The following is a 13603-nucleotide window of genomic DNA, read 5'->3' on the forward strand; positions in this document are numbered from 1 at the left end:
CGCCGCACCGGACGCCGGGGCGTCGCAGCAAGTGCCCATCTTGGCTTCCCGCTAGTGGGAACTCGCGCTACCCGGCATCTGCAAACCCGGCGAGCAACCGCTCGATCGCGCCGGCCGACAGGTCGGACTTCGGCAGGAACCCGACCGCCGGACTCGCGGCGATCAGGTCGCGGTAGTCCTGCTCGCAATGCGTCGAGATCAGGATGACGGCCGCCGGCGCCGCCCGGTCCAGCCGTTCGGCCAGCTCGAGTCCGCTCTCCTGGCCGAGATCGATGTCGGTGAGCACGACGTCGGGCAGCAACTGCCCCAGCAGCCGCAACGCTTCCGCGCCGGTGGTCGCCGTTCCCGTGACCACCATTCCCTGCCCCTGCAGCAATCTCGCCGCCGCCACCAGGAATCCGGCGTTGTCGTCGACGATCAGACAGCTCACCATCAGCCCACTCTCACACCAGCCAGGCCGGCGATCATTCCTGCTAGCGGGAGTCCTTCCGGGGTGCGCGGACCGGCATGATCAACGGGTGACCAACAAACCGACCCACCTCAGTCGCCGGGCGTTCACCGCACTCGCCGCCACGACGGGCGTGACAGCAGTCGTTGCCCCCGGCACCGCTTTCGCCGCACCCGGCCGGCGCATCCGCAACGTCGTACTGGTGCACGGCGCGTACGCCGACGGCTCGTGCTGGTCCGACGTCATCCCCCGGCTGCAGGCCGCGGGGGTCACCGTGACCTCCGTGCAGAACCCGCTGACCTCCCTGGCCGACGACGTCGCCGCGACCCGGCGCGCGCTCGACGCCCAGGACGGCCCGACCGTGCTGGTCGCGCACTCGTACGGCGGCAGCGTGATCACTCAGGCCGGAGACCATCCCGCGGTGGACTCGCTGGTCTACTTGTCGGCGCGCGCCCCGGCGCCCGGCGAGGACTACCGGGCCCTCGCGGCCCGCTTCCCCACGCCGCCGGCGAACGCCGGGCTGGTCTACAGCAACGGCTTCGGTGGTCTGACCGAGGACGCGTTCCTGAACGACTTCGCGAACGGTGTCGACCCGGTCCGCGCCCGCGCCCTGTACGCCGCGCAGGGGCGGGTCGCGCAGGATCTGTTCGCCACGAAAACCACCGTCGCGGCGTGGCAGACCAAACCGAGCCGTTACGTGATCACCACCGAGGACCGCACGACCGCGCCGGAACTCCAGCGGTTCGTCGCCCGGCGGATGAAGGCGGCCACGATCGAGATCGCGTCGGGTCATCTGTCGTTCGTCACCCATCCCCGCACGATCACCAGGTTCGTGCTCGGCGCGCTGCGGCCCTGACAAAAGGTGCTTCAGGCAACGTCGTACGCCGGGACGCTGCCCCGGCGTACGACGGGTGTCTCACTCAGAGCCGCGGATCGCGGGGGTCCTCCAGGCGTTCCTCGCGAACCACCGCGTGACTCGTCCGGCTCCGGCTGGACAGGAAGATCGCCAGCACCAAGCCGAGCGCACCCGCGCCCATCAGGATGTAGCCGACCGCCGTCAGGTCGACCCCGCTGATCCGGTCCGAGACCGCGAAGGCCAGGATCCCGCCCAGCGCGAGCAGGAAGATTCCGGCACCGATACCCATCGCACGCCTCCTCGAGTGTGCTCTTACCCGGACGCGTTCCGGCGAGCGCCGTCACGTCGTCCCTGCTGTCCCGTGCCCGTCCGGCCGCGCGGTGAAACGGTTCGGCCACCTGAGCACGGATCCGGCAGGGTCCGTGACCGGCTGTGTTTTCCCGTGTCCCTCAACGGAAATCGCGGGACTTGGTCTTGGCGGCCAGCGGCAGCGGTTCCAGGTGTTCGGCGTTGAGGTTGACGACCTGGCCGGTGCGCTGGACCCGGCCGCGGACGATCACCGCGGCGGCCGTCCGGGCGACCTTGGCGTGGGCGTTCCAGGCGCCCACCGACAGCACGATGTTGGCCATGCCGGTCTCGTCCTCGAGGTTCATGAACGTCACGCCGGAGGCCGTGGCGGGACGTTGACGATGGGTGATCACCCCGGCCACCCGGACCCTGGCTCCGTCGCGGGCCTCGCGGAGCTCGGCGGCGGACAGGATCGCGGCGGCCCGCAGTTCGGCGCGGATCCGCTGCACCGGGTGACTGGTCGGGGTGATGCTGGTCGACCACAGATCGGCCATGTCGGTCTCGACGTCGCTCATGCCGGGCAGCATCGGCGGCGGCCCGGCCGCGGTGATGCCGGGAAGGCGGTCGGGGCGTTCCTCCGCGGCGGCGCCGGCCTGCCACAAGGCTTGCCTGCGGTCGAGGCCGAAGCAGTCGAACGCCCCGGCGGTCGCGAGCGCGTCGACCTGCTTCGCCGTGATCCCGGTACGCCGGACAAGATCGGCCATCGACGCGAACCGGCCGTTCGCCTCGCGCTCGGCGACGATCCGCTCGGCGTCCTTCGACCCGACCGAGCGCACGCCGGCCAGACCGAGCCGTACGGCGTACGCGCCGTCGCGCCGGTGCCTGGTGGTGTCGGCCGGTGCGTCCGGGTCGAACGGCCCGACGACGGGTTGCGGGTCGACCAGGCAGGCCGGGTCGCCGGTCGGGCCGGTGATCTCCTGCCCGTCGACGAGCGGCTCCAGCCCCGCCTCGGCACCGGACAGGTGCAGATCGGGACGACGCACCTCGACGCCGTGCCGGCGGGCGTCGGCGACCAGCGACTGCGGTGAGTAGAACCCCATCGGCTGCGCCCGCAGCAGCGCCGCGAGGAACGCCGCCGGGTAGTGCAGCCGGAACCAGGTCGAGGTGTAGACCAGCAGCCCGAAGCTGATCGAGTGCGACTCGGCGAACCCGAAGTTCGCGAACGCCTCGATCTTGTCGTAGATCTCGTCGGCCAGGTCGCCGGTGATCCCGTTCGCGGCCATCCCGTCGTACAGCTTGGTCTTCAGCGAGCTGATCTTCTCCACCCCGCGCTTGGAGCCCATCGCCCGGCGCAGCAGGTCGGCCTCGTCGGCGTCGATCTCGCCGACGGCCATCGCCATCTGCATCAGCTGTTCCTGGAACAGCGGCACCCCCAGCGTCCGCTCGAGCACCGGCTTCAGCTTCGGATGCAGGTAGCTGATCGGCTCCTCGCCGGTCCGGCGCCGGATGTACGGATGCACCGCCCCGCCCTGGATCGGGCCGGGCCGGATCAGCGCGATCTCGCAGACCAGGTCGTAGAACCGGCGCGGCAGCAACCGCGGCAACGTCGCCATCTGGGCGCGCGATTCGACCTGGAACACCCCGACCGAGTCCGCCCGGCACAGCTGGTCGTAGACGCCGGCCTCCTCCTTCGGGATCGTGTGCAGCGACCACTGCTCGCCGGTGTGCTCGCGGACCAGGTCGATCACGTACTGCAGCGCGGCGAGCATGCCGAGCCCGAGCAGGTCGAACTTCACCAATCCCATCCACGCGCAGTCGTCCTTGTCCCACTGCAGCACGGTCCGGTCCTTCATCCGGGCGTTCTCGATCGGCACGACCTGGCCGACCGGCCGCTCGGTGAGCACCATGCCGCCGGAGTGGATGCCCAGGTGCCGCGGGAACTTCAGCAACTCGGTCGCGAGGTTCACCACCCGCTGCGGGATCTCGCCCGCCTCGATCTCCGGCGACCAGCCGTCGACGTGCTTGGACCACGCGTCCTGCTGACCGACCGAGTACCCGAGTGCCTTCGCGGCGTCCCGTACGGCGGACTTCGGGCGGTAGCTGATCACGTTCGCGACCTGGGCGGCGTTGCGGCGCCCGTACTTGCCGTAGACGTACTGGATCACCTCCTCGCGCCGGTCGGAGTCGAAGTCCACGTCGATGTCCGGTTCCTCGGTCCGGGTCGAGGCCAGGAACCGGGCGAACGGCAACCCGTACAGGATCGAGTCGACGGCGGTGATCTCGAGGGCGTAGCAGACCGCCGAGTTCGCCGCCGATCCCCTGCCCTGGTAGAGAATTCCCTTCGACCGGGCGAAGCGGCAGATGTCGTACACGATCAGGAAGTAGCCCGGGAAACCCTTCTGCTCGATCACGTCCAGCTCCCGGGCCAGCCGCCGGTACGCGTCGGGGCGCTGCTCGCGGGTCCCGTAGCGCAGCTTCGCGCCGGCGTAGGTGAGGTGCCGCAACCACGACATCGGCGTATGACCTTCCGGGACGTCGCGCAGCGGCAGCCGCGGCTTGGCCCGGCGCAGGTCGAACCCGAGCTGGCCGGCCAGCCGCACCGAGTACTCCACCGCGCCCGGGTAGCGGCGGAACAGCTGCCGCATCTCCTCCCCCGACCGCAGGAACGCCGTACCGGCCGGGGGCAGCCAGCCGTCCATCGCGTCCAGATCGCGCCGGGCCCGGACCGCGGCCAGCGCCGAGGCGAGCCGGTGGTCGCGCGGCTGCGCGTAGTGCACGTTGTTCGTCGCCACCACCGGCAGGCCACGCGCCGCGGCCAGGTCGGCGAGGATCCGGTTGCGCGACGAGTCGGTCGGCAGCTGGTGATCGGTCAGCTCGACCACCACCCGGTCCGCGCCGAACAGCGCGACCAACCGGTCCAGCTCGCGCCCCGCGGCCGCCGGACCGTACGCGTGACCGCCCGCCTCCAGCGCCCGGCGGACAAGACCTTTGCGGCAACCGGTCAGCACCACCCACTGGTCGCGGCCCTGCTCGGCCAGCTCCTCCAGGTCGTACACCGGCCGGCCCTTCTCCCCGCCGGCCAGCTGCGCCTCGGTGATCGCTCCCGACAGTCGGTGATACCCCTCCTGGCCCTCGGCCAGCACCAGCAGATGGCTGCCCTCCGGGTCGGCCACCCCGTTCTGCGGGCCGGACAGGTCCAGCGACAACTCCGCGCCGAACACCGTCGGCACCCCGAACGCCGTGGCCGCCTCCGCGAACCGCGCCGCACCGTAGAACCCGTCGTGATCGGTCAGCGCCAGGCCGTGCAGCCCCAGCTCGGCCGCGGTCTCCACCAGCCACTCCGGCTGCGACGCCCCGTCGAGGAACGAGAACGTCGAGTGCACGTGCAACTCGGCGTACGGTACGGCGGCGTCGCGGGCCCGCTCGGCGGCGGCCACCTTGTCCTGTCCCGGCACGTACGGCCCACGGTGTTGCGACCACGCCGGGCTGTCACCGCCGTCACCCGCCGCGGGCCGGCCGCCATCGCTGCCCGGCCGGGCCCGGTCCGACAGCCGGCGCTCCAGCTCCGACCACTTCACCGGCGGATTGTTGTAGCCCATCGTGGTGTCCTCCCGTGACACCCAGAGTAGAACACATGTTCCCTTACACCGCGGGAAAGGCCTTCCAGTGTCCTTCGGAGATGACCTCGACGGCGCCGTCGGCCACCTTGATGGCGGTCTGGTCGTCGATGGCGTACGCCGGACCCGCGATGCCGGCCGCCCAGCTCTCCGCCGCGTCCATGGTGTTGTCCGGCATCTGCTCGTGGTCCACGTGCGGGAAGATCGAGAAGTCGACGACCCCGAGCATCCGGTCGTCCGGCGCGGAAGGCCAGTTGACGAAGTCGTCACCGATCCGCGGCGTCATCACCATGCTGCCGGCACTCACCCCCACCCAGACCGTCTCGGGCAGTGACGAGATGACCTCCGACAGCCCCGACTGCCGCATCCAGTGACACAGGTACGCCGCGTCGCCGCCGTCCACCAGCAGCACGTCGGTCTCTCGAACCCACGGCACCCACCGCTCCTCGCCGATGCTGGGCAACGCGGTGAGCTCCAGGACACCCAAGGCGGCCCAGCCCAGGCCGGTCATCTGGTCGAACGGAGCCTCGCCGACGACGGACCTTCGCACCGTGGTGGGGCCGAGCATCGGATGGCCCCACTGCGCGGTGGGGACGCAGAGCGCACGAGACTCCGCGATCGGCTTGCCCAGCAGCTCGACCAGCGCGTCGCGGATGCTCCCGTTCGTCACGCCTCCGGATGTGAGCAGAAGCTTCACAACACCTCCCGAACTCGAGTGCGATGGATCACGTGTCACCTGTTCAACGAACAGTACGGGCGGGATCCGACAACTCCCCGGATAGAACGTATGTTCGAATCTGGGGTACGGTGGTTCCATGCTTGGACGGTTCACGGTGCGACCGTCGAACGACGGGGACGGCACCTACGGAGTATGGGACGGCGCGGTCAACGGCTGGCGCTCACAAGGCCTGAGCGCGGAGGCCGCGGAGCACGCCAAGATCGAGCTCGACGTGCAGTTCGACGCGCACGGCCCGCGCTCGGCCGACGCCGTCCGGCGGGTCGATCCGGCGCAGCCGGTCGAGCACGCGGAGTGGGAGCCCGGCGAGCTGGACCTCTGGATCCGCGACGGCGACCAGTGGCTCGGCCGGGTCCGCGATCGCCAGGGCCGGCTCAGCTGGATCCCGGCCGGTGATCTGCGCCCGGCGGCCCAAGACACCCCCTGACGCCACGCCGTCGCTGGCTCGCCTGAAAGCCCTTGCCGCGGCCCGCTGGGAGTTCTATGCTCGAGCCACTGAAACACTCGTGTCAGTAACCTGGAGTGACCGAGGTGGTGCCGTGAAAGAGCTGGAGAAGCTGGTCCCCCGCCGGCTGCGCTGGAGCTGGCGCGTCGACGACGCGCGGGTTCGACTGCGAACGGCCTGCCGGTTGTGGCAGCGCGAGCTGGACCGTCTGCATCCCTGGGCGGTCCGGCGATGATCGTCATCACCTGCGGGCACTGTGGCAAGCGGCAACTGTTGCCGCTGACAATGGTCAACGGCATGACCCGGACCGTCGACGACGACGGCCGGGTGGTCCATCAACTCACCTACACCTGCTGGTGCGGCCGGCCAGGCGTCAAGACGATCCGCGGACCGGTCGCGGCCGGCTCATAGGCCATCCGCTGCGCCGGAGGCCGGTACTTGGGGACCGCCGGACGCCGTGCCTTAGGGTGACCGAATGGGTTTGCGGATCGGTGCACTGATCGTCGACTCCCGGGATCCCGGCCGGCTGGCCAGGTTCTGGGCCGAGGCGCTGGACTGGGTGATCAGCCACGACGAGGATCCGGAGTGGGTCGTCGAGCCACCCGAGGGCAGTCGCGAGGACTGCGTGGTGCCCGATCTGCTGTTCATCAAGGTGCCCGAGCCCAAGACCGGCAAGAACCGTTTGCACTTCGACGTCCGGCCCGAGGACCAAGCGGCCGAGGTCGCTCGGCTGGAAGCGCTGGGAGCCACTCGCGTCGAGGTCGGCCAGGGTGACGACCGGGCCTGGATCGTGATGGCCGATCCGGAGGGCAACGAGTTCTGCGTCCAGCCCGCTTATCCCCCGCACGTCCGGTCCGAATGGCTGCGGCGGTACGAGGCCTACCGGCCCGCCGGGAGCTGACCTCAGCCGCGCCTGGTCGGCCGGTAGACGAGCTCCTGGGTGTGGCCGTTCGAACGCTGCTACGAACTCGCTTCGCCCGATCCGACACGGCAGACCACGTCGGCCGCTTCCGCACTCTCCAGGCTCAGCACCTGGAAGCCCGCCGCACCGAGCTCGTCCCGCAGTGCCTCGGCCGACAGATGCCTGCGATGTGGGACGTACCAGCGCCCGTCGATCTCGACCACCTGGTCAGCAGCCGAACCGGCCGGAACCTCGCGGTAGTAAATCCCGGTGGACGCGTCGTACCAGAAGCCGTCCTCGGCTTCGCGCCCCGGCACGTGCAGGGCCGTTGAGATCACGTAGTACCCGCCCGGCTTCAGCCGCGACCTGACGGCGGAGAACACCGCGCTGCGATCCTCGTCGAGGACGATGGACTGCAAGCAGTAGCTGTCGACCACGAGGTCGTACCCGGCCACCGAATCCGCCGGCAGGGCACAGACATCCGCGACGCTGAAGTCGACCCGCACCCCCCGCTCTTCGGCCAGCCGCCGCGCAAGGCTGATCGCCTCGGGGATGAGATCCATCGCGTGCGCTGGGCTCAAACAGGTCGTTCCCCGAGCACTCGACCCTACCTCCCGGCACTCACCGGCCCCTTGGCCAGGACAAGAAGCCCGAGCATAGACGCTGCCGCACCGGCGACGACGAGTGTCGCCATTGGTACGGCGGTGTGGTCGCCGCCGAGACCGGCCAGGGGTGCGACGACTCCGGCCGCGACCCACTGCACGAACCCCTGGACGGCGGCTCCGGTGCCGGGATGGTCCGGTACGGCGGCCGATGCCAGCGCACCGCCGTTCGGGATCATCAGTCCTTGCGCGGTCATCAGCACGAAGAAGCACCCGATCGCCAGGCTCAACGGAGTGCCGAACCACAGCGCGCCGACGAGCATCGCGAGACCGGCGGCGAGAGCGGCGAGCTGCCCGATCAGGATGAGCTTGCGGGTGGCGACCCGTCCGGCGAGCCGGGCGGCGACGAGCGCGGCCGCGGTCATCCCGGCGGCGTTGACGGCGAAGTCGACCGAGTAGGCGATCGGCGAGAGCCCGTTCATCGTCTGCAGGACGAACGCGGACGTGGCGACGTACGCGAACAACGCGCCCATCGCGGCACCGGCGACCACCAGATAGCCGACGTACTGGCGGTTGCCGAGCACGATCCGCCCGGCGACGAGGAAATTGCGCAGGCCGCCGGCGTGCCGGCGTTCGCGCGGCAGCGACTCGGGCACCGCGACCAGGACCGCCAGGATCATCGCCAGCCCGAGCACGGCGAGAAGCCAGAACGAGACGCGCCAGTTCGACAGTTGCAGGATGAGGCCGCCGACCAGCGGGCCGACGACGGGCGCCAGTCCCCCGACACCGGCGACGACGTTGAGCACCCGGACGAGCTGGGCGCCGCTGGCGAGGTCGACGATGATCGCACGCCCGATCACCATCGCCCATCCACCGGCGAAGCCCTGGACGAAACGGGCCGTCGTCATCACTCCGATCGTCGGCGCGAGCGCGCAGACGATCGAGGCCACGGTCGTCACGACAAGGGCCATGAGCAACGGAATCCGCCGGCCGCGCTGGTCCGAGACCGGACCGCCGACCAGCTGGCCGAGCGCCATACCGACGAAGAAGGTGGTCAGTGTGAGCTGAACCTGCGTCGCGGTGGTGGACAGCTCACCGGCCACCTGCGGGAACGCCGGGACGTACATGTCGGTGGCCAGCGGCGCGATCGCGGTCAGGAAGACCACGGTCGCCACCAGTCCGGCGGTCAGCCGGGCCTGACGAGTCGCCGTCCCGGGCGACAGAGATGATTGCATCGGGCCCCTTCCGGAAGCGCAGGGTCCGGGCGTCAGTCGACGGGCGGCGCCGCGGCGTATTCCTCGTCGGTGACCGGGTCGAGCCACTGCACGACCTCGTGGTCCGTGTCGGACTCGTTGATGGCCAGGTGGACCATCAGCCGGTTCGGCGCGGCGCCGTGCCAGTGCTCCTCGTCGGCTTCGAACAGGACGCGGTCACCAGGACGGATCACCTCGACCGGCCCGCCGCGGCGCTGGCACAGGCCGACGCCTTCGGTGACGAACACGGTCTGGCTCAGCGGGTGCCGGTGCCAGTGCGTTCGGGCGCCGGGCATGAAGTGCACGAGGTTCGCGGCGACGCGCGACGGCGGCGGGGCCGCGGCGACGACGTCGACGTAGACGTCGCCGGTGAACCAGTCGGCCGGTCCCTTGGTGGTGTCGATGGAGCTGCGGGTGATCTGCACGGGTTCCTTCAGCTGTTGTTCGTCGGTACGTCGGCTTGGGTCGCCCAGGACGCGAGCAGTTGGAGTCGCTCGGCCGACGGGGAGCCGGGTTCGGCGGTGTAGACCAGCAGCACCAGGCCGGGCTCGGCGGTGATCGCGAGTTCTTCGTAGACGAGCGTGAGTTCGCCGACCACCGGGTGGTGGAAACGCTTGGTGCCGGTTCCGTGGGTGCGGACGTCGTGGTCGGCCCACAGGCGGCGGAAGGTCTCGCTGCGGGTGGACAGCTCGCCGACCAGGTCCTGCAGGGCACGGTCGTGCGGGTCGCGGCCGGCCTCGGCGCGCATGATCGCGACGCACATCTGCGCGAACAGGTCCCAGTCGGGATAGAACTCCCGCGAAGCGGGGTCGAGGAACTGGAAGCGCGCCAGGTTCGGCGTCCGGCCGCTGTCGCCGATGACCGGGGAGTAGAACGCGCGGCCCAGCGCGTTCGTGGCGAGCAGGTTCTGCTGCGGGTCCCGGACGAACGCGACCGCGTCCTTGATCGCCTCCATGGTCCACTGCAGGCTGAGCCGCGACACCGCCGCCCGGCCCGTCGCCCGGCGGCGCGAACGCCCCGAGGTCGGGATCCCGTCGGCGGCGCGGGCCAGATCGAACAGATGAGCTCGCTCGGCGTCGTCCAGCTGCAGGGCCCGCGCGAGGGCGTCCAGTACGCCGCTGGAGGCGCCGGCGATCTGGCCGCGCTCCAGCCGGGCGTAGTACTCGACGCTGAGTCCGGCGATCGTCGCGACCTCGCTGCGCCGCAGACCGGGCACGCGCCGGTTGCCCGTGGCGGGCAGGCCGGCCTGTTCCGGCGTGATGCGGGCGCGGCGAGTGGTGAGGAACTCGCGCACCTCCTGACGATTGTCCACGACTACGACACTAAAGGGCCGAACCTCGCGACGAGGCCGTCAAGGGTGCCCTGTCGGTACACCCATCGACAGGGACTTCTCCGCGCCGGCCCGCGGGCGTTGACTCGAGACGCGGGCCCCCGGAACCGGAGGGCCGGAATCCGAGGAGGAGCGCACGATGCGCCAGGTAGTCATGCACGGACCCGGGAACGTCCAGGTCGAGGACCGCGAGGACCCGAAGCTGCTCGAGCCCACCGACGCGATCATCCGCCTGTCCGCGACCTGTATCTGCGGCAGTGACCTGTGGCCCTACCGGGGCGCCGAGCCCGTCGACCACCAGGTGATGGGCCACGAGTACGTCGGCGTGGTGGAGGAGGTCGGCGCGGACGTCCGCACGGTCAAGGTCGGCGACTTCGTCGTCGGCTCGTTCTGGGCCTCGGACAACACCTGTGAGATCTGCCAGGCCGGCTATCAGGCGTATTGCGTGCACCGGGTCCTGATGGGCACCATCGGCACCCAGGCCGAACGGGCACGCATCCCGCTGGCCGACGGCACGCTCGTCGCCACCCCGGGGATGCCCGACGCCGACCTGATCCCGTCGCTGATGGCGGCTTCCGACGTCCTGGGCACCGGGTGGTTCGCCGCGGTCGCCGCGCAGGCCGGTCCGGGCAAGACGGTCGCGGTCGTCGGCGACGGCGCAGTCGGCCTGCTCGGCATCCTCGCCGCCCGGCAACTCGGCGCCGAACGCATCATCGCGTTCAGCCGGCACGCCGACCGCCAGGCGTTGGCCAAGGAGTTCGGCGCCACCGACCTCGTCGAAGAACGCGGCGAGAACGGCGTTGCCCGGGTCAAGGAACTCACCGGCGGCCTCGGCGCCCACTCCGTGATCGAGGCCGTCGGCACCCAGGAAGCCATGATGCAAGCCATCCACTCCACCCGGGCAGGCGGCCACGTCGGCTTCGTCGGCGTCTCCCACGACGTCGCCATCCCCGGCGACGAACTGTTCATGTCCGGCGTCCACCTCCACGGCGGCCCGGCCCCCGTCCGCCAGTACCTGCCCGAACTCGTCCAGCTCATCTGGGACCGAAAGATCAACCCTGGCAGGGTTTTCGACCTCACCCTCCCCCTCGACCGAGCCGCCGAGGGCTACCAGGCGATGAACCAGCGCACCGCCGTCAAGGTCCTGCTCACCGTCTGACCCGGAAGAGCCGATGACATCCGTACGCCGTACCGTCGCCGTCCTGCTGACCTGGAGCATCGCGCTGACTGCCTGCAGCTCCCCCGACAGCGCCGACCGCCCCGCACCGGCCGCCAGCAGCCCCTCCGACGCGGTGACCTCTTCGCCGGCCGGTCAGCAGACGGCAGCGCCAAGCTCTCAGCCCACGACCCAGGAGAACGGGATGCGACTCACCCTCACCATCGGCGACCAGCAGTTCCAGGCGACTCTCGACGACAGCGCCGCCGCTCGCGACCTTGCGGCGCAACTTCCCCTCACCGTCGAGATGCGGGACCACGGATCGGTGGAGAAGACCGGACCGCTGCCCTCACCCCTGTCCCTGGACGGCCAGCCCGCCGGCGCCGACCCGTCCATCGGCGACGTCGGCTACTACGCCCCCTTCAACAACCTCGTCCTGTACTACGGAAACCAGTCCTACCACGACGGCATCGTCGTGCTGGGCCGCCTCGACGGCGACGCCGCCCAGCGCATCGCAGCCATCGACGGCTCGCTCGAGGTCCGTCTCCAGGCCTGACCCGACTACGGGCTTGAGGCAACCACCTGTCCGCGAACGATCAGTCCGGATCGCCGGTGAAGATCGGATTGTTGAGGTGGGACTGCGACTCCCGCCGGGTCGGGAGCATGCCGCCGGTCGTGTAGTACCGCTTGCCGGCGACGAGAAGGTCCTCGGCGGGGAACTTGGTGATCACCTCGCAGCCGTCGGCGGTGACCACGAGTTCCTCCTCGATCCGGGCGGCGGACCAGCCGTCGCGGGCCGGCCAGTAGGTTTCGAGCGCGAAGACCATGCCCTCTTCCAGCGTCTCGGGGTGGTCGAGGGAGACCAGCCGGCTGAAGATCGGCTTCTCCCAGATCGACAGGCCGACGCCGTGGCCGTACTGGAGCGCGAACGCCGCTTCCTCGTCGGGGAAGCCGAACTCCTGCGCGGTGGGCCAGACCGAGACGATGTCGGCGGTCGTCGAGCCGGGCTTCACCAACGAGATCGCCTCGTCCATGTACTCGCGGCAGATCTTGTACGCGTCGTGCTGTGCGGTCGACGCACTGCCGACCGCGAAGGTGCGGTAGTAGCAGGTGCGGTAGCCCAGATAGCTGTGCAGGATGTCGAAGAACGCCGGATCGCCGGGCCGGATGATCCGGTCGGAGTAGACGTGCGGGTGGGGTGCGCACCGCTCGCCGCTGATCGCGTTCACACCCTCGACGAACTCCGAGCCCATGTCGTACAGCGCCTTGCTGACCAATCCGACCGTCTCGTTCTCCCGGACCCCGGGCCGGAGGAACTCGTACAGCTGGTCGTACGCCGCGTCGACCATCGAGGCGGCCTGGGTCAGCAGGCCGATCTCGTCCTTGGTCTTGATCCGCCGCGCCTCGAGGAACACCTGCTGCCCGTCGACGACCTGGATCCCGGCCCGCTGCAGCGCCGCGAGGATCGGCAGTTCGATCACGTCGACGCCGAGCGGTTCACCGAGCAACCCGTGCTGCTCCAGCTCGGTCTTGATCTTGCGCGCCACCTCGTCGGCGATGCCGGCGTCGGGGTGGAACGCGCCGCGCAGCGTGGAGATCCCGGCCCGGGCACCGCTCTCCGGCCGGGCGCCGTGGTGCGGACCGTGCACCGCGTCGGCCGACTCGGGACCGGCGTGGTCGAGCCACGGGTTGTACAGCTGGTGGTGCCGCGCGGCGGATCCGAAGTCCCAGATGATCGGCTCGGCACCGCGGACCAGCAGCGAGAAGCGGATCAGCTTGTCGTTCGCCCAGGTCCCGATGTGGGTGGCGGTCATGTAGCGGATGTTCGGGAAGTCGAACGCCAGGATCGCGCCGAGCGACGACCGCTCGAGCTCGGCCCGCAGCTTGGCCAGCCGCTCGGTGCGCAACCGGTCGAGGTCGAGTCGCTGCTCCCAGTCGACGGCGTTCGTTCCATAGGTGTGGATTCCCACG

At 70.2% G+C, this 13603-nt stretch carries 16 protein-coding genes; 7 read left to right on the forward strand and 9 right to left on the reverse strand.

Annotated features, from left to right (window positions below):
- Positions 1-67: 67 nt before the first annotated feature.
- The gene (locus ACQPXM_RS23030; RefSeq protein ID WP_432936451.1) at positions 68-433 is read right to left on the reverse strand and encodes a response regulator transcription factor; all 366 of its coding nucleotides are present in this window, start codon (positions 431-433) and stop codon (positions 68-70) included.
- 85 nt (positions 434-518) lie between these two features.
- Between ACQPXM_RS23030 and ACQPXM_RS23035 the strand changes: the two genes are divergently transcribed.
- Positions 519-1304 (forward strand): alpha/beta fold hydrolase, encoded by a 786-nt coding sequence (locus ACQPXM_RS23035; protein ID WP_432936454.1) that lies wholly within the window; start codon positions 519-521, stop codon positions 1302-1304.
- 64 nt (positions 1305-1368) lie between these two features.
- On the opposite strand, the gene ACQPXM_RS23040 is transcribed toward ACQPXM_RS23035, so the two are convergent.
- The 3 genes from ACQPXM_RS23040 to ACQPXM_RS23050 form a co-directional block, all read right to left on the reverse strand.
- Positions 1369-1593: a DUF6458 family protein gene (locus tag ACQPXM_RS23040; RefSeq protein ID WP_077014231.1), complete on the reverse strand. Its 225-nt coding sequence runs from the start codon at positions 1591-1593 to the stop codon at positions 1369-1371.
- Between the two features lie 160 nt (positions 1594-1753).
- Entirely contained in the window at positions 1754-5191 is a 3438-nt protein-coding gene (locus tag ACQPXM_RS23045; protein ID WP_432951071.1) for an error-prone DNA polymerase, read from the reverse strand.
- Between the two features lie 43 nt (positions 5192-5234).
- On the reverse strand, positions 5235-5906 hold the full coding sequence (locus ACQPXM_RS23050) for a Type 1 glutamine amidotransferase-like domain-containing protein (protein ID WP_432936457.1): 672 nt from the start codon (positions 5904-5906) through the stop codon (positions 5235-5237).
- A 118-nt stretch (positions 5907-6024) separates the two neighbouring features.
- On the opposite strand from ACQPXM_RS23050, the gene ACQPXM_RS23055 reads away from it, so the two are divergent.
- The 4 genes from ACQPXM_RS23055 to ACQPXM_RS23070 all read left to right on the forward strand — a co-directional run bounded on the left by ACQPXM_RS23055 (position 6025) and on the right by ACQPXM_RS23070 (position 7291).
- Positions 6025-6372, forward strand: coding sequence for a hypothetical protein (locus ACQPXM_RS23055; protein ID WP_432936460.1), 348 nt, complete (start codon positions 6025-6027; stop codon positions 6370-6372).
- Positions 6373-6484: 112 nt separating this feature from the next.
- Positions 6485-6625, forward strand: coding sequence for a hypothetical protein (locus ACQPXM_RS23060; RefSeq protein WP_432936462.1), 141 nt, complete (start codon positions 6485-6487; stop codon positions 6623-6625).
- Positions 6622-6801 (forward strand): hypothetical protein, encoded by a 180-nt coding sequence (locus tag ACQPXM_RS23065; RefSeq protein WP_432936465.1) that lies wholly within the window; start codon positions 6622-6624, stop codon positions 6799-6801. Before ACQPXM_RS23060 ends, ACQPXM_RS23065 begins: the two co-directional genes overlap by 4 nt.
- 64 nt (positions 6802-6865) lie before the next feature.
- A complete protein-coding gene (locus tag ACQPXM_RS23070; RefSeq protein WP_432936468.1) occupies positions 6866-7291 on the forward strand; it encodes a VOC family protein in 426 nt (141 codons plus the stop codon).
- 59 nt (positions 7292-7350) lie between these two features.
- On the opposite strand, the gene ACQPXM_RS23075 is transcribed toward ACQPXM_RS23070, so the two are convergent.
- Genes ACQPXM_RS23075 through ACQPXM_RS23090 form a run of 4 tightly spaced genes read right to left on the reverse strand, consistent with a single transcriptional unit; the run spans position 7351 to position 10458 of the window.
- Entirely contained in the window at positions 7351-7872 is a 522-nt protein-coding gene (locus ACQPXM_RS23075; protein ID WP_432936471.1) for a class I SAM-dependent methyltransferase, read from the reverse strand.
- Between the two features lie 26 nt (positions 7873-7898).
- The gene (locus tag ACQPXM_RS23080; RefSeq protein WP_432936474.1) at positions 7899-9128 is read right to left on the reverse strand and encodes a multidrug effflux MFS transporter; all 1230 of its coding nucleotides are present in this window, start codon (positions 9126-9128) and stop codon (positions 7899-7901) included.
- A gap of 32 nt (positions 9129-9160) precedes the next feature.
- The gene (locus ACQPXM_RS23085; RefSeq protein WP_432936477.1) at positions 9161-9571 is read right to left on the reverse strand and encodes a (R)-mandelonitrile lyase; all 411 of its coding nucleotides are present in this window, start codon (positions 9569-9571) and stop codon (positions 9161-9163) included.
- An 8-nt stretch (positions 9572-9579) separates the two neighbouring features.
- Positions 9580-10458 carry a helix-turn-helix transcriptional regulator gene (locus tag ACQPXM_RS23090; RefSeq protein ID WP_432936480.1) on the reverse strand — a complete coding sequence of 293 codons (879 nt, stop codon included), beginning with the start codon at positions 10456-10458 and terminating at the stop codon, positions 9580-9582.
- A gap of 157 nt (positions 10459-10615) precedes the next feature.
- Between ACQPXM_RS23090 and ACQPXM_RS23095 the strand changes: the two genes are divergently transcribed.
- Together ACQPXM_RS23095 and ACQPXM_RS23100 are read left to right on the forward strand one after the other, a co-directional pair.
- On the forward strand, positions 10616-11635 hold the full coding sequence (locus ACQPXM_RS23095; RefSeq protein WP_432936483.1) for a zinc-dependent alcohol dehydrogenase family protein: 1020 nt from the start codon (positions 10616-10618) through the stop codon (positions 11633-11635).
- A 13-nt stretch (positions 11636-11648) separates the two neighbouring features.
- Positions 11649-12188: a cyclophilin-like fold protein gene (locus tag ACQPXM_RS23100; protein ID WP_432936486.1), complete on the forward strand. Its 540-nt coding sequence runs from the start codon at positions 11649-11651 to the stop codon at positions 12186-12188.
- A gap of 40 nt (positions 12189-12228) precedes the next feature.
- Here the strand turns inward: ACQPXM_RS23100 and ACQPXM_RS23105 are convergent, their stop codons facing one another.
- On the reverse strand, positions 12229-13602 hold the full coding sequence (locus ACQPXM_RS23105; protein ID WP_432936489.1) for a M24 family metallopeptidase: 1374 nt from the start codon (positions 13600-13602) through the stop codon (positions 12229-12231).
- Position 13603 lies beyond the last annotated feature (1 nt).

The sequence above is a fragment of the Kribbella sp. CA-253562 genome (assembly GCF_050942265.1).
Taxonomy (GTDB): Bacteria; Actinomycetota; Actinomycetes; order Propionibacteriales; family Kribbellaceae; genus Kribbella.

What these genes read in the sequence shown, in the direction of transcription:
- ACQPXM_RS23030 (WP_432936451.1), bottom strand. Translation starts at nt 433, where the DNA reads ATGGTGAGCTGTCTGATCGTCGACGACAACGCCGGATTCCTGGTGGCG.
- ACQPXM_RS23040 (WP_077014231.1), bottom strand. Translation starts at nt 1,593, where the DNA reads ATGGGTATCGGTGCCGGAATCTTCCTGCTCGCGCTGGGCGGGATCCTG.
- ACQPXM_RS23045 (WP_432951071.1), bottom strand. Translation starts at nt 5,191, where the DNA reads ATGGGCTACAACAATCCGCCGGTGAAGTGGTCGGAGCTGGAGCGCCGG.
- ACQPXM_RS23055 (WP_432936460.1), top strand. Translation starts at nt 6,025, where the DNA reads ATGCTTGGACGGTTCACGGTGCGACCGTCGAACGACGGGGACGGCACC.
- ACQPXM_RS23065 (WP_432936465.1), top strand. Translation starts at nt 6,622, where the DNA reads ATGATCGTCATCACCTGCGGGCACTGTGGCAAGCGGCAACTGTTGCCG.
- ACQPXM_RS23070 (WP_432936468.1), top strand. Translation starts at nt 6,866, where the DNA reads ATGGGTTTGCGGATCGGTGCACTGATCGTCGACTCCCGGGATCCCGGC.
- ACQPXM_RS23080 (WP_432936474.1), bottom strand. Translation starts at nt 9,128, where the DNA reads ATGCAATCATCTCTGTCGCCCGGGACGGCGACTCGTCAGGCCCGGCTG.
- ACQPXM_RS23095 (WP_432936483.1), top strand. Translation starts at nt 10,616, where the DNA reads ATGCGCCAGGTAGTCATGCACGGACCCGGGAACGTCCAGGTCGAGGAC.
- ACQPXM_RS23100 (WP_432936486.1), top strand. Translation starts at nt 11,649, where the DNA reads ATGACATCCGTACGCCGTACCGTCGCCGTCCTGCTGACCTGGAGCATC.